The 26,652-nt window shown below is 57.8% G+C and carries 29 protein-coding genes; 14 read left to right on the top strand and 15 right to left on the bottom strand.

The window, feature by feature from the left end:
- Positions 1-30: 30 nt before the first annotated feature.
- Together ACVWYY_RS01705 and ACVWYY_RS01700 are read right to left on the bottom strand one after the other, a co-directional pair.
- A complete protein-coding gene (locus ACVWYY_RS01705) occupies positions 31-564 on the bottom strand; it encodes a thermonuclease family protein (protein ID WP_457439407.1) in 534 nt (177 codons plus the stop codon).
- A gap of 202 nt (positions 565-766) precedes the next feature.
- Complete coding sequence (locus ACVWYY_RS01700; protein WP_414328685.1) at positions 767-895, bottom strand: hypothetical protein; 129 nt, start codon at positions 893-895, stop codon at positions 767-769.
- Positions 896-1,387: 492 nt separating this feature from the next.
- Here ACVWYY_RS01700 and ACVWYY_RS01695 point away from each other — a divergent pair, with 492 nt between their 5' ends.
- Both ACVWYY_RS01695 and ACVWYY_RS01690 read left to right on the top strand, forming a co-directional pair.
- Positions 1,388-1,975, top strand: coding sequence for a CPBP family intramembrane glutamic endopeptidase (locus tag ACVWYY_RS01695; protein ID WP_457439405.1), 588 nt, complete (start codon positions 1,388-1,390; stop codon positions 1,973-1,975).
- 120 nt (positions 1,976-2,095) lie between these two features.
- Complete coding sequence (locus tag ACVWYY_RS01690; protein ID WP_457439403.1) at positions 2,096-2,941, top strand: alpha/beta hydrolase; 846 nt, start codon at positions 2,096-2,098, stop codon at positions 2,939-2,941.
- A gap of 79 nt (positions 2,942-3,020) precedes the next feature.
- On the opposite strand, the gene ACVWYY_RS01685 is transcribed toward ACVWYY_RS01690, so the two are convergent.
- Positions 3,021-4,076 carry a hypothetical protein gene (locus tag ACVWYY_RS01685; RefSeq protein WP_457439401.1) on the bottom strand — a complete coding sequence of 352 codons (1,056 nt, stop codon included), beginning with the start codon at positions 4,074-4,076 and terminating at the stop codon, positions 3,021-3,023.
- Between the two features lie 292 nt (positions 4,077-4,368).
- On the opposite strand from ACVWYY_RS01685, the gene ACVWYY_RS01680 reads away from it, so the two are divergent.
- On the top strand, positions 4,369-5,019 hold the full coding sequence (locus ACVWYY_RS01680) for a peroxiredoxin (RefSeq protein WP_457439399.1): 651 nt from the start codon (positions 4,369-4,371) through the stop codon (positions 5,017-5,019).
- Between the two features lie 170 nt (positions 5,020-5,189).
- On the opposite strand, the gene scpB is transcribed toward ACVWYY_RS01680, so the two are convergent.
- Positions 5,190-5,687 (bottom strand): SMC-Scp complex subunit ScpB, encoded by a 498-nt coding sequence (gene scpB / locus ACVWYY_RS01675; protein ID WP_457439397.1) that lies wholly within the window; start codon positions 5,685-5,687, stop codon positions 5,190-5,192.
- A gap of 171 nt (positions 5,688-5,858) precedes the next feature.
- Positions 5,859-8,015 carry an NAD(P)H-quinone oxidoreductase subunit 5 gene (locus ACVWYY_RS01670; protein WP_457439395.1) on the bottom strand — a complete coding sequence of 719 codons (2,157 nt, stop codon included), beginning with the start codon at positions 8,013-8,015 and terminating at the stop codon, positions 5,859-5,861.
- A gap of 336 nt (positions 8,016-8,351) precedes the next feature.
- Between ACVWYY_RS01670 and ACVWYY_RS01665 the strand changes: the two genes are divergently transcribed.
- On the top strand, positions 8,352-8,708 hold the full coding sequence (locus tag ACVWYY_RS01665; RefSeq protein WP_011431789.1) for a single-stranded DNA-binding protein: 357 nt from the start codon (positions 8,352-8,354) through the stop codon (positions 8,706-8,708).
- A 25-nt stretch (positions 8,709-8,733) separates the two neighbouring features.
- Here ACVWYY_RS01665 and ACVWYY_RS01660 read toward each other — a convergent pair whose 3' ends face one another.
- Positions 8,734-9,516: a cobalt-precorrin-6A reductase gene (locus ACVWYY_RS01660; protein ID WP_041436967.1), complete on the bottom strand. Its 783-nt coding sequence runs from the start codon at positions 9,514-9,516 to the stop codon at positions 8,734-8,736.
- Between the two features lie 64 nt (positions 9,517-9,580).
- On the opposite strand from ACVWYY_RS01660, the gene ACVWYY_RS01655 reads away from it, so the two are divergent.
- Genes ACVWYY_RS01655 through ispG form a run of 3 tightly spaced genes read left to right on the top strand, consistent with a single transcriptional unit; the run spans position 9,581 to position 12,227 of the window.
- Positions 9,581-10,096 carry a bifunctional nuclease family protein gene (locus ACVWYY_RS01655; RefSeq protein WP_011431791.1) on the top strand — a complete coding sequence of 172 codons (516 nt, stop codon included), beginning with the start codon at positions 9,581-9,583 and terminating at the stop codon, positions 10,094-10,096.
- A gap of 30 nt (positions 10,097-10,126) precedes the next feature.
- Positions 10,127-10,948, top strand: coding sequence for an MOSC domain-containing protein (locus ACVWYY_RS01650; protein ID WP_457402772.1), 822 nt, complete (start codon positions 10,127-10,129; stop codon positions 10,946-10,948).
- Positions 10,949-10,997: 49 nt separating this feature from the next.
- Positions 10,998-12,227 (top strand): (E)-4-hydroxy-3-methylbut-2-enyl-diphosphate synthase, encoded by a 1,230-nt coding sequence (gene ispG, locus ACVWYY_RS01645; RefSeq protein WP_414343922.1) that lies wholly within the window; start codon positions 10,998-11,000, stop codon positions 12,225-12,227.
- A gap of 69 nt (positions 12,228-12,296) precedes the next feature.
- Here ispG and ACVWYY_RS01640 read toward each other — a convergent pair whose 3' ends face one another.
- The gene (locus tag ACVWYY_RS01640; protein ID WP_457402770.1) at positions 12,297-12,689 is read right to left on the bottom strand and encodes a hypothetical protein; all 393 of its coding nucleotides are present in this window, start codon (positions 12,687-12,689) and stop codon (positions 12,297-12,299) included.
- 123 nt (positions 12,690-12,812) lie between these two features.
- On the opposite strand from ACVWYY_RS01640, the gene ACVWYY_RS01635 reads away from it, so the two are divergent.
- Both ACVWYY_RS01635 and ACVWYY_RS01630 read left to right on the top strand, forming a co-directional pair.
- Complete coding sequence (locus ACVWYY_RS01635; RefSeq protein ID WP_414355425.1) at positions 12,813-13,484, top strand: hypothetical protein; 672 nt, start codon at positions 12,813-12,815, stop codon at positions 13,482-13,484.
- Positions 13,485-13,689: 205 nt separating this feature from the next.
- On the top strand, positions 13,690-13,986 hold the full coding sequence (locus tag ACVWYY_RS01630) for a DUF2470 domain-containing protein (RefSeq protein WP_011431796.1): 297 nt from the start codon (positions 13,690-13,692) through the stop codon (positions 13,984-13,986).
- A gap of 19 nt (positions 13,987-14,005) precedes the next feature.
- Here ACVWYY_RS01630 and grxC read toward each other — a convergent pair whose 3' ends face one another.
- The 3 genes from grxC to ACVWYY_RS01615 all read right to left on the bottom strand — a co-directional run bounded on the left by grxC (position 14,006) and on the right by ACVWYY_RS01615 (position 17,414).
- On the bottom strand, positions 14,006-14,266 hold the full coding sequence (gene grxC, locus ACVWYY_RS01625) for a glutaredoxin 3 (protein ID WP_011431797.1): 261 nt from the start codon (positions 14,264-14,266) through the stop codon (positions 14,006-14,008).
- Between the two features lie 93 nt (positions 14,267-14,359).
- Entirely contained in the window at positions 14,360-17,155 is a 2,796-nt protein-coding gene (gene polA / locus ACVWYY_RS01620) for a DNA polymerase I (protein ID WP_457439393.1), read from the bottom strand.
- A 28-nt stretch (positions 17,156-17,183) separates the two neighbouring features.
- Entirely contained in the window at positions 17,184-17,414 is a 231-nt protein-coding gene (locus ACVWYY_RS01615) for a hypothetical protein (protein WP_414400770.1), read from the bottom strand.
- 80 nt (positions 17,415-17,494) lie between these two features.
- On the opposite strand from ACVWYY_RS01615, the gene ACVWYY_RS01610 reads away from it, so the two are divergent.
- From ACVWYY_RS01610 to cpdA, 4 genes are all read left to right on the top strand, one after another.
- The gene (locus ACVWYY_RS01610; protein WP_457402767.1) at positions 17,495-18,178 is read left to right on the top strand and encodes a polysaccharide deacetylase family protein; all 684 of its coding nucleotides are present in this window, start codon (positions 17,495-17,497) and stop codon (positions 18,176-18,178) included.
- A gap of 63 nt (positions 18,179-18,241) precedes the next feature.
- Positions 18,242-19,000: a PspA/IM30 family protein gene (locus ACVWYY_RS01605; RefSeq protein WP_011431800.1), complete on the top strand. Its 759-nt coding sequence runs from the start codon at positions 18,242-18,244 to the stop codon at positions 18,998-19,000.
- Between the two features lie 179 nt (positions 19,001-19,179).
- Positions 19,180-19,788 carry a photosystem II reaction center PsbP gene (gene psbP / locus ACVWYY_RS01600; protein ID WP_457402766.1) on the top strand — a complete coding sequence of 203 codons (609 nt, stop codon included), beginning with the start codon at positions 19,180-19,182 and terminating at the stop codon, positions 19,786-19,788.
- A 330-nt stretch (positions 19,789-20,118) separates the two neighbouring features.
- Entirely contained in the window at positions 20,119-20,913 is a 795-nt protein-coding gene (gene cpdA, locus ACVWYY_RS01595; protein ID WP_457439391.1) for a 3',5'-cyclic-AMP phosphodiesterase, read from the top strand.
- On the opposite strand, the gene ACVWYY_RS01590 is transcribed toward cpdA, so the two are convergent.
- Positions 20,910-21,734, bottom strand: coding sequence for an ABC transporter permease (locus ACVWYY_RS01590; RefSeq protein WP_457402765.1), 825 nt, complete (start codon positions 21,732-21,734; stop codon positions 20,910-20,912). The two genes, cpdA and ACVWYY_RS01590, sit on opposite strands and share 4 nt — an antisense overlap.
- Positions 21,731-22,660 carry an ABC transporter permease gene (locus tag ACVWYY_RS01585; protein WP_011431804.1) on the bottom strand — a complete coding sequence of 310 codons (930 nt, stop codon included), beginning with the start codon at positions 22,658-22,660 and terminating at the stop codon, positions 21,731-21,733. Before ACVWYY_RS01585 ends, ACVWYY_RS01590 begins: the two co-directional genes overlap by 4 nt.
- A gap of 129 nt (positions 22,661-22,789) precedes the next feature.
- Between ACVWYY_RS01585 and ACVWYY_RS01580 the strand changes: the two genes are divergently transcribed.
- On the top strand, positions 22,790-23,944 hold the full coding sequence (locus ACVWYY_RS01580) for a homocysteine biosynthesis protein (protein WP_414329883.1): 1,155 nt from the start codon (positions 22,790-22,792) through the stop codon (positions 23,942-23,944).
- 155 nt (positions 23,945-24,099) lie between these two features.
- Here the strand turns inward: ACVWYY_RS01580 and csaB are convergent, their stop codons facing one another.
- The 3 genes from csaB to psbU all read right to left on the bottom strand — a co-directional run bounded on the left by csaB (position 24,100) and on the right by psbU (position 26,576).
- Positions 24,100-25,185: a polysaccharide pyruvyl transferase CsaB gene (gene csaB, locus ACVWYY_RS01575; protein ID WP_457439389.1), complete on the bottom strand. Its 1,086-nt coding sequence runs from the start codon at positions 25,183-25,185 to the stop codon at positions 24,100-24,102.
- A gap of 77 nt (positions 25,186-25,262) precedes the next feature.
- A complete protein-coding gene (locus tag ACVWYY_RS01570) occupies positions 25,263-26,156 on the bottom strand; it encodes an Rpn family recombination-promoting nuclease/putative transposase (RefSeq protein ID WP_457439387.1) in 894 nt (297 codons plus the stop codon).
- A 51-nt stretch (positions 26,157-26,207) separates the two neighbouring features.
- Positions 26,208-26,576: a photosystem II complex extrinsic protein PsbU gene (gene psbU / locus ACVWYY_RS01565; protein ID WP_041436072.1), complete on the bottom strand. Its 369-nt coding sequence runs from the start codon at positions 26,574-26,576 to the stop codon at positions 26,208-26,210.
- Between the last annotated feature and the right edge of the window lie 76 nt (positions 26,577-26,652).

Genomic DNA, 26,652 nt, shown 5'->3' with positions numbered 1-26,652 from the left:
TTTCTAGCTGAAGTTCAGTATAAAGCCAACTCAGAGACGGCTCCAAATGCCAAGGCGCTCCTGCTGGGCTTTTTCTTGTAGGCCACCGTAGTAGCTGTCGTACTTGATGTTGTGGCTGTAGGGGATGATGCGGGCCAGGCCATTGCGCACCAACATGGCGTTCATCTGATGGCCTTCTAACCAGACATAGGCCTCCACCAAGCCCGTAGCATCTACGTTGCGCAGCAACTTATCCCCTTCCAGCTTGACGGTGCGGTAGAGGATGCGCTCCCGCATCAGTTCAATGGCTTGTTGGTAATAGGGGTTTTCTTCCGGGCTGAGACCCTCGATCCCGGCCAACCGGATTAGGCGCATCTTCTGTTCCCCTTCGATTTGCACCACTAGGGTGTCGCCGTTGACCACCCGCACCACAACCGCATCTGGGTAGCGATCGAAGCGGTGGTTGTCGAAGTAGAACGGGGTATCGGGAACGACCCGGGGCTCTCCAAACCCGTGGCTGGGAAGGACGGGTATGGCCAGAAGCAATCCCAATGCAGCAAAGCCGAGAGCAATACGCTGGAACATGACCTTAATCCCCCACTTTGGACGCAGCCCCCTTTTCTTTTCCCGCCGGGGAGTTTCCGGTGGCAACGCTCAAAGTGTAATGGTAGCGGCAACTCTCCAGAAAACAATCCCACCGCAGATTTGAATTGGCCAGCAGTAGATCCGCCGTTGGTTGGGTTGCCCAAGGCTCCCAGGCGACTGAGCCATTCCTGCTCGCTTTTCTTCAGTTCCCCGGCTCTCCCCGCAGTTGCTGGGCAAATTTGTCGGCGAACTTGTCGCTGTCGAAGCGAGCCTGCGCGTTTTGAATGGCTTGGTGAATGCGCCGCTCGGTCGCGTCCGTGGTGCGGAGCACTTTGCACCCATCTCGGGTGTGGGTATTTGGGGTATAGCCGGGCTGAGGGTAAAAGCTTGGAAGCCCTTCTCTACTCTAAGCCTTGAATCACGTTTTTCTTTCTGCTTCTCCCAAGGCGGCTCCGGCGGTCGTTGCCAAGGTATTAAAAGTTCCACGGCTCCTGCTCTCTTTGGGAGACATTCTGAACTCAAAAAGAGGCTCTGGGGTGGTTATTTGTAGAACCCAAGCTACTACGCGGGTACAGCGGGGCAAGTTTCCGGAGAGGTTATCAAGCGCTACACAGAGGCTCAGAAGACAGAGCAAGGGGGCGATTGAGTCCCTTTGGTCACACTCAAGGCTCATATCCATGCTGGCTTACAAGCTGAGGCAGTTTTGAGGGACGCTCTGTAGCTGCTGTCAACCTGCCGTGAACCTAGGACCGCTGAGATAAACGATGATAAAAACAGCAGCTGCTGTTAACCCTCCGGAGTTCGAAGCCTAGGGATCCCCTCCATGACTTCCCAGATTCAGCCCTGCACACGCGAACAGATCTTGAATGGAATGGGCATCACCACCCTGTTTTCGGCTCTCATTGTGGGTCTCTGGATCGGGCTGGGATCCTCCTTCCCTGTGCCGTTTCGCTGGGATCCCCTAGCCTTGGCGTGGGGGGCAGGGCTGGGACTGGGGGTGGCTCTGCTTAGCGGCGGGGTTTACCGGCTCTGGCCAGCCTATCGTCGGGCAGCCACTGCCTACTTACACTGGGTGGCGGATCCCTTGCAGTGGGGAGATATCCTTTGGGTGGGCCTGCTGCCGGGCTGGAGCGAGGAATGGCTGTTTCGCGGCGTGTTGATGTCCCTGCTGGTGGCCAGCCCCTTGGGGTGGACAGGCGGGATCCTGCTGAGTGGCCTCTTGTTTGGCGCCTTGCATTGGTTGGGATGGCAAGGCTGGCCTTATGCCGTCTGGGCCGGTGGGGTCGGCATCCTCATGGGGATCGGCTTGTGGCTGTCGGGAAACCTGTTGGTCACCATTGTCGCCCACACCCTTGTCAACTGGATTGGGGTTTGTGCCTGGAAATGCTTTTTCTCTCAAGCGGAGCCCTGAAGGATGCAGTTTTCCTGCTCCCCTCTTCCCTTATGGGAAAGGGGTTGCCTGTAAGCAGCGCAGAACCTTGGGCAAGTGCTGCAAATTGAGCTTAACTTACTTGTCGATGCCTTCCTGTCAATGCCCCACCGAGATCTCCTACAACTAGTTTGGGGATCCTTCCCATGGCTGCGCGTGGGGCGATCCTTGCTGCTGGTCGGGCTGGTGGTGTACGGCTACCTGCTCTGGCTGGGCTGGTTTCAATCGGAGCGAATGATCTTTTTGCCTCGTCCCGCCAGCTATCGAGATGGGGACGCCATTCTCAAGCTCACGACCTCTGATGGGCTGCAGATTTCAGCGGTATATCTGCCCAATCCGGCTGCTGCTTATACCCTCCTCTATAGCCATGGCAACGCTGAAGACTTGGGGGATATCCTGCCCCGCTTGGTGCACCTGCAGCAGGCTGGGTTTGCCGTCTTGGCCTACGACTACCGCGGTTACGGCACCAGCGAAGGGATCCCTTCCGAGGCCGGCGCTTACAAAGATATCGAGGCCGCTTACGCTCACCTGGTTGCCCAGGGGATCCCGCCGGAGCGGATCTTGGTCTATGGAAGATCAGTAGGGGGCGGGCCCTCGGTTTACCTGGCAGCGCAAAAACCAGTGGGCGGCCTGATCCTGGAATCTACTTTCGTGACTGCCTTCCGCGTCTTGACGCGCATCCCGCTGCTACCTTTCGATCGCTTCGACAACCTCAGCCGCATGGCCAAGATCAATTGCCCGCTGCTAATTTTGCACGGTACCCAGGATCGTCTAATCCCCTTCTGGCATGCTGAAGCCCTTTACCAAGCAGCACGGGATCCCAAACGCTTGGTGCCCATCGAGGGAGCCGATCACAACAACTTGCTGCAGGTGGCCGGAGAGCGCTATGTCCCCATCCTGCACCAATTCGTGGCCGAGCTGGTGGATCCCAAGCTGCAGGCAGGCTGAGCAGCAACTGCCAATGTTCCCTTCCTTGCGTAACTGGGAGGTCGCGAGCGGGAATAGGAATGGTGGCGTTAACTGGCCTTTAAGCTTTTTGAGCCAGCAATTCTTGCAACAGATTCTGCGCCGTCTCCATAAAGCGCATCACATCGGGATAATGGCTCCAGATGGGGTCATTTTCAGGAAAAACCTCCAGCGAGAACATACCCTGCACTGCCTGGAGGTAGGGCAGCAGGACGGCATAGCTGGCCTGGCTGAGATCAGACCTCAGAACCTTATCCAAGAGCTTGAGCATCTGCCGTACCAGCTCCCAGCTCACTTTCAAAGGGGGGTAGAGCATCACACAGAGGGGAAACAGCTCCTGCTGGATAGCCGCCATGCTGCCTTCTAGGGCACAGAGGCCCAAGTACACCTGAAACATCTCCACATCGCGGATGCTGGAAATCCGCACGTTCAGATCTGTCAAGGGACCGCTTTCGCAGTGATAGTCCGGAAAACGTTGGGCTACCTCGGCACAAATGGACTCTGCCACGCTGGTAACCAGGGGCAAGAGCTCTTGAATAGCAGCCAAAGGCGCAGAAAAGTGATCGCCTGCCTGGGCGGCAGCGGCCTCGTACATCCTCTGCAAAGGCATGTACAGGTGGTCATCCATGACCTTCAGGTAGGGGTGGAAGAGACCCCGCTCCTGGGGCAGCAGAGCCTGCAGGACCATTTGCCCCGTGTAGTGAAATTGCATGCTTAAAAAGCCAAGTACCCGCGGATCCGGCTTGCTGTAGCGAGCCCGCAGCTGGCCACAAGATGGCGCGATCTTTACCGAAAAGCGGGCTGGTGAGAGGCCCTCCCCACAACTTGCTGCTGCCTTTTCAAATAACTCCTGGGAATCCTCGGCAATTTGCCAGGGATCAATCAAGTCCGGATCCAGCCGCTGCCTCGGTATTTCAGCAGCCAAGAGCCGCTCCGTCTTCGCCCAGGCCTGGGAGCTGGCAAAGCGCAAAGATCCCTTCACCTTGTCAGCTAGAGGGGCGCCTGGCAGCTCGCCCAAGGCAGCCTGTGCCCGTAGCTTGTCTACATATTTTTGCGCCCACAGGGTGGCTAAGCTGCAAGGTGTAACGGTTTCTGCGTCTTGCCTCAATTCTTCCATGGCCTACCTTACGTCAGAGGATCTAGTTTTACCTAGCATACTTCTAGGGGGCTACCGCTGCAGCAAAGAACTTAAGGAACGTTAAGATCCGCGCAGCAATTGTTTACGTTCTGCCTGGGCGCAAGGCGTCAGGGAAGAGGAGGAGCACTCCCTCCCGCCAGCAAGAATCTTAAAATCACCTGCAATCCGCTCGGAAAAGTGGAGTTATGTGGCAAGATCGGGAGGGATCGGATCGAAGGATTCGGATCCCTGTCTCACCGGATTGAACCCTTTTACGGAGGATCAAGAGCGTATGTCTCTCCGACTTGGCGATACTGCTCCCAATTTCACGCAAAAGTCTACCCACGGCGAAATCGATTTCTACTCTTGGGCCGGGGATAGCTGGGTGGTGTTGTTCTCTCACCCCGCCGACTACACGCCGGTCTGCACCACGGAGCTGGGCACCGTTGCCAAGCTGATGCCCGAATTTGAAAAGCGGGGTGTGAAGGTGATCGCCCTCAGTGTGGACGATGTGGACTCCCACGTCGGCTGGGTAAAGGACATCGAGGAAACCCAGAACGCCACTTTGACCTATCCCATTTTGGCAGATGCAGACCGCAAGGTTTCTCAGCTCTACGACATGTTGGATCAAACCAACATCAACCAAGAAGGGCTGCCCCTGACGGTGCGCTCGGTGTTCATCATCGATCCCAACAAGAAGATCCGCCTCATTCTTACCTACCCGGCCAGCACAGGCCGCAACTTCGACGAGCTCCTGCGGGTGATCGATGCCCTACAGCTGACGGATAAGTATAACGTTGTCACTCCCGCCGACTGGAAAGACGGTGACGATGTTATCATCCCGCCTTCGTTGAAAGATCCGGAATTGCTGAAAGAAAAGTTCCCGAAAGGCTATCAGGAAATTAAGCCTTATTTGCGGGTCACCCCTCAGCCCAACAAGTAGAAGTCTCAGCAATCGAACCTACTTTCGGCTGATCCCTTCTCTGCCGAAGCTGTGCTCCCCTCGATTTGGATCCCCGACCAGGGGATCCTTTTTTATTTCAAGCCAGATTGAGACACTTTCCCTTTGGGAGAGGGGAGTTAGGGATCCCTCATTTTGCAGTTGGGGAAAGTTTATTCTTCGGGGAAAGAAGCCGCCTCTGCTGCTTTTTTGGCCAGCTCATCTACTGTGAAGTAGCGATGAAATTTATCCGTCACGCGCAACCAAGGGGAACGGCAGCCTTCTTTGCGATAGCGGGTAACGAAGCCTTTTTCTACCAGCTCTGCCACGTGCTGATAAGCACCTTGACCGCGCAACTCCACCAAATCGGCTTGCGAGAGCGGGCCACGCAGAATGATTGTAGCCAGGGTACGGGTAGCACCCACCCCAATTTCAGGGGGCAAGAGCCGGTTGGCCAGCTCCAAAAACGGCTCCCGCAACTGCAGGGCAAACCCTTCCCCCACCTGTAGGACTTCCAGGGCAGAATCGCGATGGGCATAGTCTTCCATTAATTCCAGCAGCGCATCGTAGGCTTCGTCGCGACTGCAATGGGCCAACTGGGCCAGGGCGGATAGCTCCAGGGGCTGCCCTTTTAAGTAGAGGATCGCTTCGATCTGATTTTTCAGGGCCAAGACACGCTCCCTCTGACCTTGCCTTTCCGCCAACAAGGGATGCGAAATCGACTTAAGAGAACGCGGGGCCATTGCAACAAGGGATCCGCTCAACTTGCTCCGTAGCATAGCAGCAGTTCTAGGCTGAGGGATCCCTTGGCCAAGCGGGCCGGATCCATCCTCGCCTTCGAGCTAGAACCCTACCCCTGATGCCACCACCATCACCACCACCGCTGCAAAGATAATCAAAGCGTAAAACTGGGCCTTGCCGCTCTCCAGGTATTTCATCGCCTCGCCGCTCACCATGGTCACCAAGCCCGTCAGGTTGACCACACCATCCACAATGCGGCTGTCCACCTCCAGCGCCTCCCGTGCCACGAAGCGGGTGCCCTGCACAAAGACTCGCTCATAGAGGTCGTCAATGTACCACTTGTTGAGGGAGAAGTAGTAGAGCGGTTGCAGGCTTTGGGGGAAGGTGCCCGGGTCGATGCGCTTTTGCCAGTAGATCAAGCTGGCCAAGGTGATGCCGATCAGCCCAATGCCCACGGAGCTACCCGCCATGATCAGAAACTCTGCCCAATCGAAATGGCCCGCCAGCACCTCCTGCCACTCTGCTGCCACCAGCGGTAAAATCGAGCCTGCCTCCGCCACAGACTCAGTCGGTGGGTGGATGAAAGCTTCAAAGAAGTTGGCAAAAGGGGTACCCACCAGGCCAATCAGCACAGAAGGGACGGCCAGAGCCAACAGCGGGAAGGTCATCGACCAAGGGGACTCATGGGGCTCTGAGGCATGGGCATCTCCGTCGTGCAGGTTTTCGTGGGCTTCAGGATGGCTGCTGGGCTGGGGTTTTTCTTGAATGTTCATGGCTCCGGGGCCAAAGGCCGGCTGTTTCCCCGCGAAAACATAGGCAAAAGCCGGCACAGGACGACCCGCGCTGACAGCCACCTCCTGCCGCAGTCTCAGGTTGGTGCCGCGAAACTCCCCTTCAAAGGTGAGGAAATAGATGCGGAACATGTAGAAGGCAGTGATCCCGGCGGTGAGGAAGCCCACCCCCCACAAAGCTGGGTTCCGTTCAAAAACAGCGCCCAAGATCTCGTCTTTAGACCAAAAGCCGGCGAAGGGCGGGATCCCACAAATGGCCAACGTGCCGATCAAAAACGTGATGGCCGTAACCGGCATGTATTTGCGCAACCCCCCCATCAGGCGCATGTCTTGGGCCAAAACCGGGTCATGGCCGACCACCGCTTCCATGCCGTGGATAACTGAGCCAGAGCACAAAAAGAGCATCGCCTTAAAGTAGGCGTGGGTCATCAGGTGAAACAGGCCCGCCCCATAGGCGCCGCACCCCATGGCCATGACCATGTAGCCCAGCTGGGAAATGGTGGAGTAGGCCAAGCCTTTTTTGATGTCGTTTTGGGTGATGGCAATGGTGGCCCCCAAGAAGGCTGTGCCCGCCCCCGTCCAGGCGATGATGTCCATGGCCACCGGGATCCCTTCCAGCACCGGGAACATGCGGGCCAAGAGGAATACCCCAGCCGCCACCATCGTCGCCGCGTGGATGAGAGCGGAAATGGGCGTGGGGCCCTCCATGGCATCCGGCAACCACACATGCAGGGGGAACTGAGCGGACTTGGCCACCGGCCCCAAGAACACCAACACCGCAAACAGGGCAATTAAGCTGCTGCTCACCGCTCCGGCAGCCAACATCTCCTGCAAGTTGCGCCCGATCTCGTTGAACGCGAAGGTGCCGGAAATCCAGTAAAAGCCCAAAATGCCCAACAGCAGGCCGAAATCTCCCACCCGGTTGACCACAAACGCCTTTTGCGCTGCTTCTGCCGCTGCCTGCCGGTCGTGCCAAAAGCCAATGAGCAGGTAGGAGCACATCCCCACCAGCTCCCAGAAGATGTAGATCTGCACCAGGTTGGGGCTGACCACCAAGCCCAGCATCGAGGAGCTAAATAAGCTCAGGTAGGCGTAGAAACGCACATAGCCGGGATCGTGGGCCATGTAGCCGTCGGAGTAGATTTGCACCAAAAAGGCCACCGTGGTCACCACCACCAGCATCATGGCGCTCAGGTGATCCACGACAAAGCCCATGTCCACCGAGAAGGATCCCGCCTGGGCCCAGGTGAGGGTTCTGAGGACGGTTTCGTGCCCTTGCACCTGGCTGACCAAAAGGGCAAAGGCATGAACCATCGCCGTCCCGGTCGAGAACACGCTCAAAAAGGCAGCCAAAGAGCGGTTGGCCCTTGTCCAGGCGTTGAACATCAGGATACCTAAGCCGAGGAGAAAGGCTGCCACCAAAGGATAGACGGGGATCAACCAGGCGTATGTGTAGATGAATTCCATGGGAAATGCTTCCGAATGCGTCCTCTCACAGCAACGAACCTGCTCTGCTAGCCCTGCAATTGGCCGGTGGGAGTGTCTGGTGGGCTGGCATTTGCTCAACTGCTTCTGCCATTGTAAACTTTTGCGACAGAGTGCGGATCCGGATCCCGAGCATCAAGTCCATCACAGCAGAGGCTTTTCCCAGAGATCAATCGGGATCCCCGCAGTTGAATCTGTAGATATCCTAAAGAATCGGCTCTGAGCCCAAGCTGACGGTCGCAGGCCAAAAGATGACAGGGATCCCTTGCGAGCGCTACAACAAAGGCTAGATTTACTGGCGGTCTGGAGAAGCTGCCCATGAGCTTGAACCTGGTGACCTTGGTGGGGCGAGCCGGCATGGATCCGGAGGTGCGCTACTTTGAGTCAGGCAAGGTGGTCTGTACTTTTAGCTTGGCGGTCAACCGATTCCGCAAAGGGGAAGACAAGCCCGATTGGTTCAGCCTAGAGTTGTGGGGCCGCACTGCCGAGGTGGCGGGAGAGTATGTGCGCAAAGGCAGCCTCATCGGGGTAACGGGCAGCCTCAAGTTCAATCGCTGGACAGACAAATCCACCGGAGAAGAGCGCCAGAGGCCCATCATCGCTGTAGATCGCCTAGAACTGCTGGGATCCCGTCAAGACCGCGACTCCAACCTGCCCCCCGAAGAGCCGTTTTGACTTGTCTGGCCGGAGCCGGGCAACCTCAAGGTTTGGCTCTGCCCAAGCATCGCCTGCATTCCTGCACCACCTCTGTCAAATCCTGGCTGCACCAGGGATAGTCCAACGGGGGTCGCCGGATCACCCACAGAGGGATCCCCAGGGTTTTGGCCACTGCCTGTTTGATCCCCAGCCCACCTGCTTCCCCAGAAGCTTTGCTGATCACCACCTGAGGGCTGAACCGCTGCCAAAGCTGCAGTTCTTGCTCAAAGCTGAGGGGCAAGCGCATCCCGATCACCCGCTCGGCAGGGATCCCGGCTTGCACCGCTTGGGGAACCGATTCCGGCAGCACCCGTGCCCACAGTTGGCAGCGATCTTGCCAAGGTACAAACAGGGGCAGGGCCTTCACTCCCACCGTCAGCAGCACCCGCCGCCCCGCCAGCACCGCCTCTGTGAGCACCCCCTGCCAGTCCGGCACCACCTGGACCCAGGGATCCAGCTCCAGAGGAGGGCGTTCGTAGCGCAGGTAGGGGATCCTCAGTTGAGCCGTCACCTGGATGGCCAGTTGCGAGATTTGCTGGGCAAAAGGATGAGAGGCATCCACCACTACGCGGATCCGGCACTCTTGCAGGAATTGTTCCAGAGATGGCGGCGAAAATCGGGTGACCACCACCTGACCGGGCAAATCCTGATACAGTCTTCTGGCCCCTTCGGTGGTGACGGTTGCCACCCAAGGGATCCCTTGGCGGCTGAGGGCGTCGGCCAAGCTGCGGCTCTCGCTAGTGCCCCCGATCAAAGCCACTTCAACTGGACTACCAACTGAGCTCATGGTGTGTTGCCAAACTTTGACGCCCGTAGATACGATCAAGATCACCGGCTGGAGGCAATTGCTCATGATCGAGATGCATGTGGCTGGGATTGCGGTCGATGCCGTCAACCAAAACCCCATTGTCATCCTGCGCGATGGCAGTGAGCGTCGTGCCCTGCCCATTTGGGTGGGAAAAGCAGAGGCCAACGCCATTTTGCAGGCCCTGGACGACCAAAAGCCACTGCGCCCCATGACCCATGATCTCATCCTCAACTCCTGGAAGACGTGGGGGATCAAGCTGGAGCGAGTCATCATTCACGCGTTGCTGGATAACACCTTCTACGCGGTGCTCGTCACCGTGAATGGTGACAAAAAACAAGAGATCGACTGCCGCCCCAGCGACGCCATTGCCCTCGCTCTGCGGGCCCATGTTCCCATCTGGACGGTGGAAGAGGTCATTGCGGAAGCCTCGATCCCCATGAACCAAGATGCCGACGAAGCAGAGCGGGAGGCCTTTCGCAAGTTTGTAGAAAATGTAACCCCCAGAGACTTTATCCGCAGCTACCCCATGACCGACCATCCCACCGAAGCCGACAGTTAAGCAATTCAGGCGGAGCCCGGCAGACAGGCCATGCCCCAGGTTGCCAGGTTAACGGTCTATCCCATCAAGTCCCTGGATGGGATCCCTCTGTCTGAGGTGAGGCTGACGGCAGGGGGGACTTTGGAGGGGGATCGGCGCTACGCCCTGGTGGATGCGGAGGGGAAGCGGGTGAACGGCAAACGCCATGCTGCAGTCCACCGCCTGCGGGCCCGGTTTGATCCCCAGTTGGGCCAGGTGCAGTTGTGGGGGGATGGCAAGGCGGCTCAGTTTGACCTGCAGCAGCAGCGGGATGCTTTGCAGACTTGGCTCAGCGATTGGTTCGGTTTTCCGGTGCAACTGCTGGAGGAGCCTCTCAGGGGGTTTCCAGACGATCCCTATGCCGACGGCCCCACCCTGATCAGCACAGCCACTCTGGAGACGGTGGCCGGTTGGTTCCCCAACTTGACCCTGGAAGCGGTTCGGCAGCGCTTTCGCATGAATATCGAGCTGTCGGAATGTCTGCCCTTTTGGGAGGATCGGCTCTTTGCCCAGGCAGATCAAGGGGTGCGCTTTCGCATTGGGGAAGTGGAGCTCCTGGGCCTCAACCCCTGCGCCCGCTGTGTGGTGCCCACCCGGGATCCCCTGAGCGGAGAGGCCTATCCCGGTTTTCAAAAGCACTTCGTGGCGCAACGGCAGAAAACCTTGCCACCCTGGGCCGAAGCCAGCCGCTTTGACCATTTCTATCGCCTTGGGATCAATACGTGGATCCCGAGAACGGAGGCGGGCAAGCACCTGAGGGTTGGGGATCCCGTCGAAATCCTCGGGGTTGAACCCCTCAGCCTCTACCCTGAGCTGAGTCGAACCCCAGGTTAGTTTCCGACCTACAATCAAGCTAGAGCAGCTCTTTTGGCTTGACCAAGCTATGCAAACCCTGGATCGGCCCAACGCCCCCACCCAGCAGCCCTACCCAGAACCGGTCTATCCCCGTCGCCCCACCCGTACGGTGGCCGTAGCCGATGTGTTGATCGGCAGCCAGCACCCGGTGGTGGTACAGTCCATGATCAACGAGGACACCCTCGACATCGACGCAGCAGTAGCCGGGATCCGCCGTCTGCACGAGGCAGGCTCAGAGATTGTGCGGGTTACCGTTCCCAGCATGGCCCATGCCAAGGCGATGGAGGCAATTCGGGAGAAGCTGATCCAAACCTACAAGCCCGTGCCTTTGGTAGCCGATGTCCATCACAACGGCATCAAGATCGCCCTGGAGGTGGCCAAATACGTGGACAAGGTGCGCATCAATCCAGGGTTGTTCGTCTTTGAAAAACCTCAGCCCGGTCGCACAGAATATACCCAGGCGGAATTTGAGGCCATCCGTAACAAAATCCGGGAAACCTTCACCCCCCTTGTCCAGACCCTCAAAGCCCAGAACAAAGCCCTGCGCATCGGGGTCAATCATGGATCCCTGGCAGAGCGGATGCTCTTCACCTACGGGGATACGCCTGAGGGCATGGTGGAGTCGGCCCTGGAATTTGCCCAAATCTGCGCCGAGCAAGACTTTCACAATGTGGTGCTTTCCTTCAAGGCCTCCCGCCCGCAGGTCATGTTGGCGGCCTACCGGCTGGCAGCCCGTCGCTTCGATGCCCTGGGCCTAAACTATCCCTTCCACTTAGGTGTCACCGAGGCGGGCGATGGAGAATATGGGCGCATCAAGTCGGCGGTGGGGATCGGAACCCTCTTGGCTGAAGGGATCGGCGACACGATTCGGGTTTCTCTTACGGAAGCGCCGGAAAAGGAGATCCCGGTGGCCTACGGCATTTTGCAAGCTCTGAACCTGCGCAAAACCATGGTGGAGTATGTGGCCTGCCCTTCCTGTGGCCGCACCCTCTTCAATTTGGAGGAGGTGCTGCAGAAGGTGCGCGCCGCAACCCAGCACCTGGTGGGGCTAGACATTGCCGTCATGGGCTGCATTGTCAATGGGCCGGGAGAAATGGCCGACGCCGACTACGGCTACGTGGGCAAGACGCCGGGGGTGATCTCCCTCTACCGCGGCAAAGAGGAAGTGAAAAGGGTGCCGGAATCGGAAGGCGTGCAGGCGCTGATCGATCTGATCAAAGCCGATGGGCGCTGGGTGGATCCCCCTTCTTCCCATTAACTCTGCTTCCCCCTCAAGAGGCGACCTGCCCAGCCATCCTGCCGCGCTCTTGCTTCGCTCAGAAACTGGCTAGTGGCGTTTGCCACGCAGGGCTTTGGCGCGGTTGTTCACCTGTCTTACAAATAGAGGCAGCAGGTGCGCCCGGATATATTCAAACGCTGCTTGTAGACCTTCTTTTTCGTAAATCAGGCCGATTTCCGCCTCAACCTGCGTGGGATCCCTGAAGGCCGACAAAAATTGATTGGAGGTCAGCCAAGTGAAGAGTTCTGCGCGATTCAGGTCACAACTGGGCGGGGAAGGCACTTGCCAGTCTTGAGGTGGCCCAAGCAGCCACTGCCGGGCAAACAAGCTCAACACCGCATCCCCCAGCCAAGCCTTGTCGCGACGGGATCCCTCGTCCAACTGGGCCACCTGCTGTCTGATGGTCTGGCCGGTTGGGGAGAGATGGGATCCTGTCGGCATGGAAGTGGCAAGTGCGCAAGGACTGGCAGCAGACAAGCCCGGCGGCAAAGCGCCCCTGCCTCATTTTAAGATAGGGTCTGGCCCGTTGCAGATGGAGTGTGGCATTGTGAGGATCCTTGGAGCATGTTGTTGGAGCTAACCCCAGAAGAATGCGAATCGGTGATTCCGGTGGTGCCAACGCGCCTTCAGTATGCCGCTTACTGGAGCGATGCCCTCAAGAGCACGGGCCGCATCATCACGGCCATTTTGGTGGGCGTGGCGTTGCTGGTTCTTTCCCGCGCTTTCGGCGAGGGATCCTTTCTGGGGGCAATCGCCTTCCTGGTCGGGATTCTCTCGTTGCTCTATCCCTTCCTGTGGGGGCCGCTCTATACCATCTCCCGCCGTCAGCTAGCCTTTCGCGAGATTCCCTATGGGGGATTGTTTTTTGGGCAGGTGTTGCGCACTCGCCGCTACGAGGTGGTGGTGGAAGAGCGAGAAAAGCTGGATGAAGATGGCAACTTCTACATTGAAGAGGTGCGGGAGCGCCAGTTTGAGATGGAAATTGGCGATGAGACCGGAGTCGTCTATCGTGTGCGGGCCAAGGACGATCCCCGCTACAGGCGAATTGTCAAAAAGCAATCGGTGCTCGGGTTGGTGAAAGCCTATTCCCGCGATTTGCAGCGCCGGCCCACCTTGAGCGAGGTCTATGTGGTCAAGCTGGGGGAGTGGGTGGGAGATGTCTCCTATCTGGATCGGGAGGCTTTTTTGGATATGGCAGATGAGCTGTTGGAGCTACAGGCCCAAGGACAAGCTTGATCCCCTGGATCCCTGGTGTTCTCTGGGATGGAGGGGAAGGGATCCCTGCCTTTTTATTCTGAAACCTAAACGGCTGCCTATCCGGGAGCGCCGCTTTTAACGCTGGGTTAGCCGCATTATTGTACTGGCCAGGGGTAGGGTTGGGTAGTTTACTGTGGACTGGCGGGAGCTTTAAACTGAGGGCTGTAAGCTAAAAACAACTGCCATGGGCGATCCTCTCACCCCCCAAGTTAGCGAGCGCATCTGCAAGCACATGAACGAAGATCATGCCGATGCAATAGCCCTCTACGCCAGGGTCTTTGGCCAGGTGGAAGGAGTTACCCAAGCCCGCATGCAGGCCATTGACCCGGAAGGGATGGACTTGCGGGTGCAGGTCGACGGGGCCGTACAAACGCTGCGGATCCGCTTCGACCACCCCCTGCGGGACTCCGAGGACGCCCATCAAACCTTAATTGCCATGGTGAAGCAGGCTCGCGCTCAAGTTAAACAGGCTACAAAGTGATGAGAGATACAGTTGAGGCTTAGCTGGCCTGCTGTAGGAGCAGATCCAACTGGCCGCGAGCCTCTAGCGCGTAAAGATCGTCGCAGCCGCCGATATGCTGGTCGTTGATGAAAATTTGCGGCACCGAACGGCGGCCGTTGGCCCGCTTGGCCATTTCCGCCCGTGCTGCCTCGTCTCCATCGATGGCGTACTCGATATACTTCACGCCTTTGCGATCCAGCAGTTGCTTAGCCCGGATGCAAAAGGGACAAAAACGCCAGGTGTAAATCTCAACAGTCATAAGTAAAGTAACAAACGCTTTTACACACACTAACATTTCCGTGCGGTTGGGATCCCTTTCCTTGCAAACCTGGGGTTTTCTGCCTCCCATGGTCTAGTTGGCTTCCTTCCAATTGTGGCCAATTTGGATATCCACCACCAGCGGTATGGAGAGGGGCACTGCTCCTTCCATTTCCCTTTGGATCAGCGGTTTTAGGGCCTGCCATTCCGAGGGATCCACCTCAAACACCAGCTCATCATGCACTTGCAGGAGCAAGCGGGAACGAAAGTTCTGCAGCTTTTGCCGCAGGCGCACCATTGCTACTTTGATAATGTCCGAGGCGGATCCCTGAATGGGAGCATTCACAGCTGCCCGCAATTCCGCTTGTTTGCGATGGCCTGTCAGACGAGACAAATTGGGAAAATAGCGACGGCGACCCAAGATCGTTTCTACATAGCCATGCTTTTCCACAAAGGCTTCAGTGGAGCGCAGATAGGCAAAAATGCCGGCGTAGCGCTCGTTAAATCGCTGTAAAAATTGCTTGGCTTCCGACAAAGAAACCCCCGCAGTGCGGGCAAAGCGCTGCGCTCCCATGCCATAGATCACCCCATAGTTGATCGTTTTGGCCAGGCGGCGTTCTTCGCTGGTTATTTCCTGTTTTTCCAGGAGCAGGCGGGCGGTCAGGGTATGCACATCTTCCCCTGAGCGAAAGCCTTCCAGCAAGGCAGGTTCTTGGCTGAGGTGGGCCAAAATGCGCAGCTCAATTTGAGAGTAATCTGCTGCCGCCAATAGCCATCCCTCTTGGGGAATAAAAGCTTGTCGAATCCGGCGACTGAACTCGGTGCGAATGGGAATATTTTGCAAGTTGGGGTTTGAGGAGCTGAGCCTGCCGGTGGCAGTAACGGTTTGGTTAAAGTCGGTGTGGACTCTGCCGGTATCGCTTCTTACCAGGGCAGGCAGAGCATCCACATAGGTCGATTTCAGCTTGGCCAAGGTGCGGTATTGCACGATGGTTTCGATGAGAGGATGATCCCCCTCTAGCTTTTCTAAAACTGAGGCATCAGTGGAATAGCCAGTAGCCGTTTTGCGGGTTTTGCGAATGTCCAATTTCAGCTTTTCAAAGAGCAGGGATCCCAGTTGCTTGGGAGAATTGAGGTTAAAGGTTTCTTCAGCCTGGGCATAAGCTTTCTGCTCCAAACTTTGCAGCTCTTGTTCCAGCTCTTGGGAAAATTGCCTCAGAAACTCGGTATCAACGCGAATGCCGATCCACTCCATCTCTTCCAAAACTTGGGCCAAGGGCAGCTCGACTTGAATAAAAAGATCCCACAGGCGTGGATCGGTTTTCTGCAGCTTTTCGGTGAGGATCGGCACCAGACGATAGGCACAATAGGCATCAGTTCCGCAGTATTCTGCAACTCTGGAAATTGGGATGTCGGCGATGGACTGTTCCTTGCCCAGCAACTTTTTGTAGCTGGTGGTCGGCAAATTCAAATGGGTGGCTGCCAAATCGGCCAAGTTGTGGCTGGCTTCTGGATCCAAAACGTAGCTGGCCAACATGGGATCAAACTGGATCCCTTGCAGGCGGATCCCGTGGGCGCGGAAAATGCTCAGGTCGTACTTACAGTTTTGTAGGCTTTTGGGTCGGTTGGGATCTTCCCAAAGGGGTTGCAGGCTTTGTTTAACCAGCTCCCAATCCAGGTTGGATCCCTGGCGGTGGCCGATGGGCAAGTAGGCGATATCTCCCTCTGACCAACAACAGCCGATCCCCACCAATTGGGCATCCCGTGGATCTAGACTGGTGGTTTCAGTATCCCAAGCTACAATCCCTGGGCAGGCCAGCAGCTCTTGCCGCAAAAGCTCCAGTTGCTCCGGCGTATCGATGATGCGCACCGCCGGCAGAGAAGGGACGGGATCGAGGGCAAAATCAAACCACAGGGCTTCGTCAGGAGCGTTTGCGGGATCCCCGGTGGGATTAAAAGCGCCAACCACCTCTGCCTCGGTTGGGATCCCCCCCAAAGCCGTTTGTATTTTGCGCACTTGGGCGATGAAGCTGTGAAACTCCAATTTTTCCAGCAGCGGCAGCAATTCTGCTTGATCAAACCCGGTTAATTTCATGCTCTCCCAGTCGGGAGAAAGAGGAACGTCGCATTTGATCCGAGCCATAAATTGCGAGTGATGGGCCGCCGGGATCCCTTCTTTGAGGTATTGCTGGACTTTTCCTTGGATCTCGTCCAGGTGGTCGAAAATTTCATCCAAACTGCCGTAGCGCTCCAGCAGCTCCACAGCTCGCTTGGGGCCGATCCCTTTCACCCCGGGAATGTTGTCAGAAGGGTCACCACAGAGGGCCTTATAATCCACCACCTGCCAAGGCCAGATGCCCAATTTTTCTTTCACTTGTTCGGGGCCAAACTCGCTGATGCGATCTTTGCTGTTGAGGTGCAAAACCCGAACTCTTCCATCGGTATCGATCAACTGGAACAGATCTTGATCGCCACTTAAGATCTGCACCCGGTAATCTTGGGGGGCTAGCCTACTGAGGGTGCCCAAAATGTCATCGGCTTCAAAACCAGGCACCACCAAAATCGGGATGCGTAGTGCCGTCAACACCTGCTTCAGGTTCTCCACATCTTCGATAAACTCCGGTGGCGTTTCCGGGCGGCCTGATTTGTAGGTTTCGTCGGCCTCGTGGCGAAAAGTGGGCTGCCGTGTATCAAAGGCAACGGCTACATGGGTAGGGGTGTATTTGTCCAAGACTTCTAACAGCGATTTCAAAAAGCCAAAGCTGACGCTGGTGGGGATCCCAGTGGAAGTGCGCAACCCCCCCTCGCGGCTGTAGGCAAAGGCGTAGAAGGAGCGATAGGCCAGAGAGTGACCATCCACCAGCAGCAGTGTTGGAGTTTGCCAAGCCATCAGCTGATACCTTGAGGGTGAATCTAGCCTATCGGATCTGGGCTATGGGCAGAAGGGATCCCACATCCGTCTCAAGAACTCGAGCGGCGGGCTGCTGCCGACACCCAATGGCAACTTCTGTAATCACAATCTGTAGGCACAATCTGTAATCACAACTGGCTAGGACGAGATCCAAAAGCCCATCGACGGGCCCGCCAACCCTGATTTCCGTTTTGCGGGCTACAATGCTCATGCCCATTTTTTCAGTTGGTTGGCTCAATCAGCAATACCTAAATTTGTTACCCAGTTGATCACCCAAAGCATTGCCCTCTGGTTCTGGACAAAATACAGCCCACCACAATGCTCTTCTCTTCTCAGCAAATCCTGCCCCCATCTCTCTACCCACCCCTGCATTGGGGCCTCAAGACCCTCTTTCCCGACGGCCTGTGGGAGTTGCCGGCAGATCCCCATACCCAGCGGGTGGCTCTGACCTTTGACGATGGCCCTCACCCTGAGTACACCCCTGCTTTGTTGCAGGTTTTGATGGATTTTCAGGTGCCGGCCACGTTTTTTGTGTTGGGAGAACGGGTGCAGCGCTGGCCCCACCTGGCCCGTCAGATCCGCCAACAAGGCCACCGCATTGGCCTTCACGGCTGGCAGCATCGCTCCTTCACCCAGCTTGCCCCTGACGAACTTCAACAGAGCCTGAAGCGCAGCCAAACCACCCTCGTGGCTGCCTGTGGCGGGATCCCTGACGATTATCGGGCTGTGCGCCCGCCCAATGGCTTGTTTTGGCCGCAGACGCTTGCGGATTTGCGCCGTTGGGGCTTTTGTCCGGTGATGTGGAGCGTGGTGCCTGAGGATTGGCTGATCCCACCGGTATCGGTGGTAGTGGAGCGGGTGCTGGCCCAGGTGCGGCCTGGCTCCTTAATCGTGCTGCACGATGGGGTACAAGGAGGAGCCCAAGTGGTTGAGGTAACGCGGCAGTTGATCCCAACTTTGAAGAAGCGGGGATTTGAATTTGTCCACTTGCCGGATCCCTGAGATCTTTCCAGTTGGGGAGAAATTAAATACAGTAGAGGCACGCACAAGCAGGAGGGTCAGGCCATGGGCGCACGCAAGATTATCTACGGCATTTTTGGGCAACGGGCCGGCAGCGTCATCGTCGGAACTTGGAACTGGCTGTGGGGGATCCCGGTGGAGAAAGGCGGCACAGGAGCGGTGATGGTGGCGGAAGAATCCCTACGCACCATGCAGGAGACGGTTCAGCGTCTCACGGAAGCCGTTGCCACCCAAGTGGCTGCCTATCAGCGGGCTGAGCAGAAGTACATGCAAAAGGTGCGGGAGTACCAGGCCCTGGAGAACAAGGCTCGCCTGGCCGCCCAACGAGGCGATCAAGAGGCTGCCCGCCTGGCTATGTCCCAAGCGCTGCAAATTGAGGCCATTCTCGGCCCCCTTAAGGAGAACGTGGAAACTGCCGAGCGCTACGTCAACGCCGCCAAGCAAAAGCTGGCCCGCGAGAAAGAACGACTGGCCGCTTACAAGAGCGAGCTGAGCAACCTCAAAGACATCAACGAGGTGAACCAAGCTCTGGAGCAGATGACCCGCGTCAACAACTCCTACAACATCGACTCGGCCAAGTCCCAATTTGAGGCGGCAAAGAATGCTATCCAGGCTCGCCAGCTCAAATCCCGAGCCATGAGCGAACTCTCGGAAGATCGCAGCGAGCAGATTGCTGCCCAACTGGATGAAATGGCCATGGACGACGAAATCTCCCGCCGCTTGGCAATGCTCACCGGCCAAGGAGGTGCCCAGGCCAACTTGCCGATGCCGGATTTGGATTTCGAGAAGCGGCTCCCTCAATAGCGGCAGTTGCTTCCAAGCTTGGGGATCCCTCGCTTTTCAACCCACGTCGGCAACCCCGCTGCTAAGTTGCAGGGGGAGTTTTCCGTTGGGAATTGACGGTCAACGGGCTAGAGGGAGTGCGCTCGTACTAGGATGATAAAGGAACAATAGGCAACCCATCTGAGGAGAGGATCCCAGCAATGTCAGCAGCACGAGGCGCGCATTCTGCCCGATCAGGCCTGTGGCCCACTTACGCAACCAGCCTGTGGCTGTCTAGGGCGTTGTTGCTGCTCTGTGTTTGCCTCAGCTTGGTGGTTTGTGCCTGTTCCGCGGGCTCTAACCTGCGGGCCTACAGGGATCCCAGCGGAGCCTTTGCTTTTGCCTACCCCAACGGCATGGTGGCGGTCAATCTTGGGCCGGGGAAAGGGCCGGTGGTTCTCCTGCGCGACCTGGTGTACGAGACCGAGAACGTCAGCTTGATGATCGCCCCGTTTGACAAGGGGGAGACGATTGCCGATCTGGGCAGCCCGGCTGAGGTGGGGCAGTTGGTGGCGGAGAAGATCATTGCTCCTGAGGGATCCGGTCGCTCGGCCAAGCTGTTGGCTGCCGAAGCCTTTGAGCGGCAGGAGCACCCCTATTACCTGCTGGAATACCAAACCGATATGGGATCCCAGCTTCGTCATGAGGTGGTGACGGTAACCGTTCGGCACCATCGCCTCTATACGCTGACGGCCTCTACCCAAGAATCCCGCTGGCCTCAGGTGCAAGCTGCCTTTAGGAACGTGGGCCGCTCTCTGAATGTTTCCTAAAGCTTTTCCTGAGAGGATTTTCTCAAGGGATTGAACCGGGTTGACGGACTTGGGTAGGTTAAGGTTGAGCCCTTTAGGGCTGAGTTATGGTCATTTTAGGTTGGGGGCGAGACGCCTGGGCTACTGAGAAAAGCCTTGTGGTTCTGGGGATTATTGCTCCGCAACGCTGACGCGAAGACGCGACCAACGTTTTGGGTGTGGGTGCAGTGTCCTAGCTTGAATCGAAATGACCCTACCTACGGGTTCCAGCCGGGCCATCTGGTGTTAAAACGTAAAACGGTAGTGTTTTAAACCTGCGGAGATGGGATCCCACCCTCTTGGGCCTGCTCTATGACCGTATACGTGGTTCAGATCAGCGACCTGCATCTGTTTGCCAAGCCCCATCACCGGCTGCTGGGGGTGGACACGGAAGCCTCTTTCCTGCAGGTGCAAAAGGCCATTGCCGCTCTGGATCCCTTGCCCGATCTGCTGCTGCTCACCGGAGATCTCTCTCAAGATGGCAGTGCAGCATCCTACGCTCGTTTGAGAGCCCATTTGCAGGCTCTCCCCATCGATACTTACTGGTTGGCAGGCAACCACGATCGCCTGCACACCATGAACCAAGAGCTCCACGCCGAGCGGCTATTCGGGGACAAGAGCTTCAGCCGGGAAAATTGGAGTTTTATTTTATTGAACTCCCTCGTGCCCGGCAAAGACAGCGGCTACCTGACGGATCGCACGCTGCTGTGGCTGAAACAAGAATTGCAGCGGAGCAAAGCCGCCCAACACCATGTTTTGTTGGCCTTGCACCATCCCCCTTTTTCGGTGGATTCTGCCTGGCTGGATCAAAGTGCCCTGCAGCAGCCGGAGCGGTTGTTTGGGGTTCTGGACGAGTTCGACCACATCCGCCTCGTTGTATTCGGCCATATTCACCAAGACCTGCACCGCCGGCGGGAGGGGGTTGATTACCTGGCTTGTCCCTCAACCTGTGTGCAATTTCGTCCCAAGAGCCCCCAGTTTGGCCTGGAGGTGATTCCCCCTGCCCTGAGGCAGATATGGTTGGAGCGAGATGGCAGCTTCAAAACTCAGGTTCAACGGGTGGGGGCCGCTCTGCAACGGCCCAACCTGGCCCTGAAGGGATATTAGCTCTCTTCCTCTTGAGCCTCTGCGGGGGGTAGCCCGATGGCCTGCCCCAAGCAAACGCTGGCCCCCAGCAAGGCCAACCACCCCGGCACCACTGACAGGAGGGCCACCACGGCCACCAAGGTGTTGTTTCCCCCTTGCAAAAGGCTGTAGAGCAGCATCGGCAGCGTGAGAACCCGCCCACCGCCGACAAAGAAGGTGAGCAAAAATTCGTTCCAGGAGATCAAAAAGGCAAATACCGCCCCAATGGCTGCCCCAGGGGCAATGAGGGGCAACGTTACCTGCCACCACACCTGCCAGGGATCCGCCCCCAAACAGCGGGCCTGCGCCTCGTAGCCGCGGTCGAAACGGGCGAACACACTGCCCATCACCAGAGCCATGTAGGGAATGGTGGGGATCAGATGCACCAGCACCACCCCCAGCAGGGCACCGTCTAGCCGCAGGCGAATCAGCACCCCTTGGATCCCCATCAGCACAGCCAGAGGAGAGGTGATGACGGGCAACAGCAACAGCAGGCGCAGCCAAGCGGGCACAGGATGGGTGCCCAAAACTCGTCCCGCCGGGATCCCCACCCCCAGGGCCAGCAGGGTGGTGAACAGGGCAATTTGCAAGCTCTGGCCGAAGGCTGCCCGGAACTGGGATCCCCAGCTCAGCAGTTGCTGCCAACCGGCTATGCTCCATGCCCGGGGCAGGGCATCGGGAAAATACCAGGCCCGCGTGAAGGCCCAAAGGGCCAGCACCCCAAAGGGCAAAGCCCAAAGGAGGGCCACTCCGGCCACCCCAAGGCGGAGCAGGGATCCCCCAATCCATCTGCGTCCTTTCACGGCTTTCTCCAAGGACTCCGTCCCGCTGAGCCAAACGGCAGCTGCAGAAAGGATACTCTGGCTGCAAACAGCCCTCCGATTAGGCTGACCACCGCTGCCGAGACAGCCAGCAGGATGATCCCCAGCGCCACCGCCTGCTGCCGCTGCTCCAGGTTGATGTGGGTGAAGCGCTGGTAGATCAGAACGGGCAAGGTGCGCGGGTAGGTGGGCCCTAAGAGCAAGGGAACCTCAAAGGCGCTGAAGACAAAGCCGAAGATGAGAATCCCGGTGGCCAGCAGCCCCGGCCTCAGCAAGGGCAGCGTTACATACCAAAACGTCTGGGCGGCAGAAGCCCCCAACAGACGAGCCTGTTGCTCCAGCTCGGATCCCATCCCGCGCAGCAGCGTCAGCGCCACCAGAGCGGCAAACGGGATCTCCTTCCAAAGCCAATAGAGCAACACCCCCACATAGCCGCGGTCGTTCACCCACAAGGGAAAATCCTGATCCGAGGCAATCCAGCCCAGTTGGAAGGCCAGCCGCGCCAGCCAACCGCTGGGCCCCAGCAGCAGCAGCATCCCCGCCACCCCCACCAAATGAGGAATCGGCAGCGTCAACTGGCCAAGCCAGATGGCCCACCCCCCCACCCCCCGCAACAGCAGCGCCAGCCCCAGCCCCAAAAGCAGCGCCAACCCCGTTGCCAACAGAGCGATTCTGAGGCTGAGCAACAGGGATCCCCCGACTTCCGCATCCCGCAGCAGCTCCCCATACCCCTGCAGGGTAAACCCCCTCTCGCCCAGGCCGTAGAGGCCCACACTCTGGGCCAGAGCCAGCAGCAGCCCCCCGCCGTAGAGCAGGCCCACCAACCCCAACGCCGGCAAAAGCGGCCCATACTGCCGGATCCCCTTAAGCCCCACCGGCCCAGATCCCCGTCCATTTAAGCTATTCATTGAGCCAGTCCCAAGAGCTGCCTCACGAGAGAATTCAAGATGGGAGCGGATCCCTCGACGATCAAGCGATCAAGACTGCCTAGTGCTCCACACCGCCAACGCGACCAACCATTGCGATCTTTACATCCCATGGAGAGAACCCTAGACCAGATTAACCAACGCATTGCCAAAGGCCAGGTGCGGGTGTGGACGGCCCTGGAAGCCAAAGCCAAGCTGGCCACCTTGGGGATCCAGGAAGCCTTTGAGCAGGTGGATGTGATCACCACCGGCACCTTTGAGCCAATGGAGTCTTCAGGAGCCATTGTGAACCTGGGCCATACGGATCCGCCCATCAAGATTCGCCAAGCTTGGCTGAACGGGGTACCGGCCTATGCCGGATTTGGCGCGGTGGATCTTTACCTGGGGGCAGCCCAACCCAGCGAGCAAGCGGATCAAGCCTATGGGGGCGGCCATGTCATTGCCGACCTGGTGGCGGGCAAGCGCGTCCATTTGCGGGCCATCGGCCAAGTGACCGATTGTTACCCCCGCGCCGACTACGAGACCACCCTGACTCGGGATCAGCTCAACCAGTTTTACCTGTTCAACCCCCGCAATGCCTACCAAAACTTCATCGTCGGGGTGAACGGCGGGGATCGGCCTTTGTACACCTACTTGGGTCTGTTGGAACCGCATCTGGGCAATGCCGTCTATTCCAACCCGGGAGAGCTATCCCCCTTGTTGAACGATCCCCTGTTGCGCCGGGTGGGGATCGGCAGCCGCATCTTTTTGGGAGGCGGCATCGGCTACGTCGCCTGGGAGGGCACCCAACACTTTCCATTGCAAAAGCGATTGCCCAACCAAACTCCCATCGGCCCGGCGGCCACTCTAGCCCTGATTGGGGATGCCAAGCAAATGCAGGCGGAATGGGTGAGGGGCTGCTACTTCCGCAACTACGGCCCCAGCTTGATGTTGGGGGTCGGGATCCCCATCCCCATCCTCGCTCCTGCGGATTTGGAGGCCATTGCCATTCGGGATGAGGAGTTGGTTGCCCCCGTGATTGACTTTTCCATTCCCCGCCGGGTGCGGCCCACCTTTGGCTTAGTGAGCTATGCCCAACTCAAATCTGGCCAGATCACCCTCAATGGCCGCAAGATTCGCACCGCTCCCCTGGCCAGCTTGCGCCGCTCCATACAAATTGCCGAAATCCTCAAGCAGTGGATAGAAAGCGGCCAATTTACCCTCACCCAACCTGTCGCCCCCCTGCCCCTGGATCGGGAGTTTCTCCCCCAAAACCCTCTCAGGTGACGTCCTCCCCTCAATGAATTGGGGGCCTCCTCAAGCGGATGCACGCAGCGCTTTGGTTCGGGGACACCGTGCCTCCCTACTTTTGGGGTAAAGCGGCTCTCCAGAAGAACCGCTACCGGAATTCGCCCTGGCAGCAACTTCTCCAGGCAACCCCATCAACCCCACTTCAGGTGCTGTCTCAACAACTGAGCGTGCTGAGCCGATTGCCTCGCCCACAGGTCAGCTTGGGCAGGGCTGAGAGCTAGGCTCTCTGAGTAGCAGGCCAGCCAAGCTTGGTGTAAGGCTTCAGGATCGGTGGGCATCTCCTGCAGATCCCAGCCAGGCATGCCCAATTCCTGGAGCAGCGTTTTCACCTTGGGATCGTAGCTGAGACCAAAACAGGCGCAGCCCTCTGCCGCCGCCATCACCAATCCGTGGTAGCGCATGGTGATCGCCAGCCTGACACCCCGAAAGACTCCTTTCAATAGACAGGGATCCCGAATTTCCAGCACTTGGCTACGGTGGGGTAGGCGCCGCTGAAGCTGCTGAGCCAAGTGGTAGTCTGGCCCAAGGTCAGGGGATCCGGGAGGAGCCAGCTGAAAGGGCACGAAGAGAAGGTATGCCCCCGTGGAAGCCTGGAGACGCTGTAAACCCTGGCTCAAAGCTTCTAGACAGGCTCCAGTCAGTTGCGGATGCGGACGCAAGACCACAGCAATGCGGGGCTGAGGCCACGTTTCCCATTCCGGCAAGGTTTTGGACGGCAAACTCCAGACGGGATCCGGAGCCACCTGGTGAGGGATCCCCCACTCTTGCAGCCATTGGGAGGCAACCCCATCCCGCACACTGATGGCCGTGCAACCTGCCAACGAGCGACGGGCCAGTGCACGAATCCACCCCCGCTGCAGCGGCCCGATCCCTTGGGCCCAGGCAACGGTTCTTAGCCCCCATCGCTGGGCTAGGCCCATTACCCCCAGGTAGTAGAGAGGGCTGCGCCAACTGGTGCGATCCTGCAGCAGGCCACCTCCACCCCAGATGAAAGCCTGGGCCTCCTGGAGACAGCGCCGTAAAGCCAAACTGTTGAAGCGCGGATAGGCCAGCACCCCATAGGTGGCAGCCGTTTCGGCAGGGCGACGGGAGAGCACCACCGGCTGTACGGGGCTGGGCAACTGCTCTAGCTCTCGTAAGAGAGCCAGCAACAACGCCTCATCGCCGGCATTGCCGTAGCCGTAGTAGCCACAGATCAAAACCTGTGGCCGTTTCATCGAGTCCATCTGAGTAACAGGGATCCTAACTCACCCACAGAGTCCCGTGAGGTTGGAAAAGGCCGCGACGGCAAACCCTAGTTGGATGATGACTCCCTGAGCCATTGGATCAAATCGGCCAGGGTTTGGAAGTCCAACAGCGCTTCCGCCAAAGCCTCCAGTTGCTCGGTAGGTAAGAGGCGGATGGTTTCAGACAGGTCTTCCGGCAAAGATCCCAGCTTGCGCCGCAGTTGACTCAGAGTCAGTCGAGCTGCTTCTTGCTGCAGACCTTGCTGCAGACCTTGTTGCAGACCTTGCTCTAGGCCTTGTTTCAGGCCCTCCTCTCGCCCTTCTTTGAGGGCTTCTGCTCGCCACATCTGATAGATGGTCGATTCCCGCACAGCCAGACCTCCCAGTACCCTGCTAATTTCCTCTGGCGTCCATGTTAATCCTGCCAAAACAGCAGTGGCCGCTTTCACCTCTTGCCGTAGTTTTGGATCCTCTATCTCTGCTATTGCTCTGGCCACTTGGCGGAGTCGCGGCTCCGGGTTTTCCGGATCTGCCAACACGGCTAAAGGCAGGAGTCCTGGATATTGAGATAGCACCTCCGGATCTTGTTCCCACAGGCGCAAGACCTCAAAGCGATGAGAAAGGGATCCCCGTTGAAAAGAGGTTTGGTACGCCCGTTCTGACTGGGTTTTTCTCAGGTAGATGACAATCTGCCGCACCTCCTGGTCGGGATAGCGACGGAACAGGCGCAGGCAGTAGTCGGCCATGCGCAAGGGAATGTCGGGATCCGGATCGGTTTGAAACTCCAGATGCAAAATCAGGTTTTGGGCCCGCAGCAGGATAAGAGAGTCCGCTCGGATGGGCTCGGTGGACAGCTCCGTCGGCTGGAGCTGAGCCAAGGAAACAGGGGATCCCAGTAGCCACCGGGCAAAGGACTCGGGGAACCATTCCACCAAGTACTTGCAGACGTTATCGTAGGCCACAGGATCCCTTTCCTACAAAAGCCGATTCTCCCGATGGCCCCTCTGCCGAGATCAGCCGTAGTACCCTTGGTTGATGCGGTTTTCCAGTTGGTTAGCCCCTTCCTGATACTCGCCAAACACGAAGTTCTCGGCGTTGGCTTTGATCAGGGCCTTTTGCTGCTCTGTCAGGCCTGAGATCTGCAACATGTCTTCCAGGCTCTTGTAGGGGGCATTTTTCACCAGGATGCGAGCTAGGGTGGGATAGAAGCCGGGCAGTTGGCGGTAGTTGCGCAAGATGGTGTTGTTCACGTCAATCGGAGTGTCCAAGTGCTTTACCGGGGGAAGCTCTGCGGCCCTGGCCACAACAGGGATCCCCAAAGGAGCGAAGCACAGACAGAGCACTAACACCACACGAACCAAGATGGACAGCAGCCAGCGCATAGCATCACTTCTCCAAGCAGAATCCAAAAGGCTCATCTGTATAGGTTGCTAACATTCTCCGACCATCTAGTGTCTC

It is taken from the genome of Thermostichus sp. MS-CIW-34 (assembly GCF_054060435.1).
The sequence above is the reverse complement of the archived record's forward strand: the minus strand, read 5'-3'. Positions and strand labels throughout refer to the sequence as shown.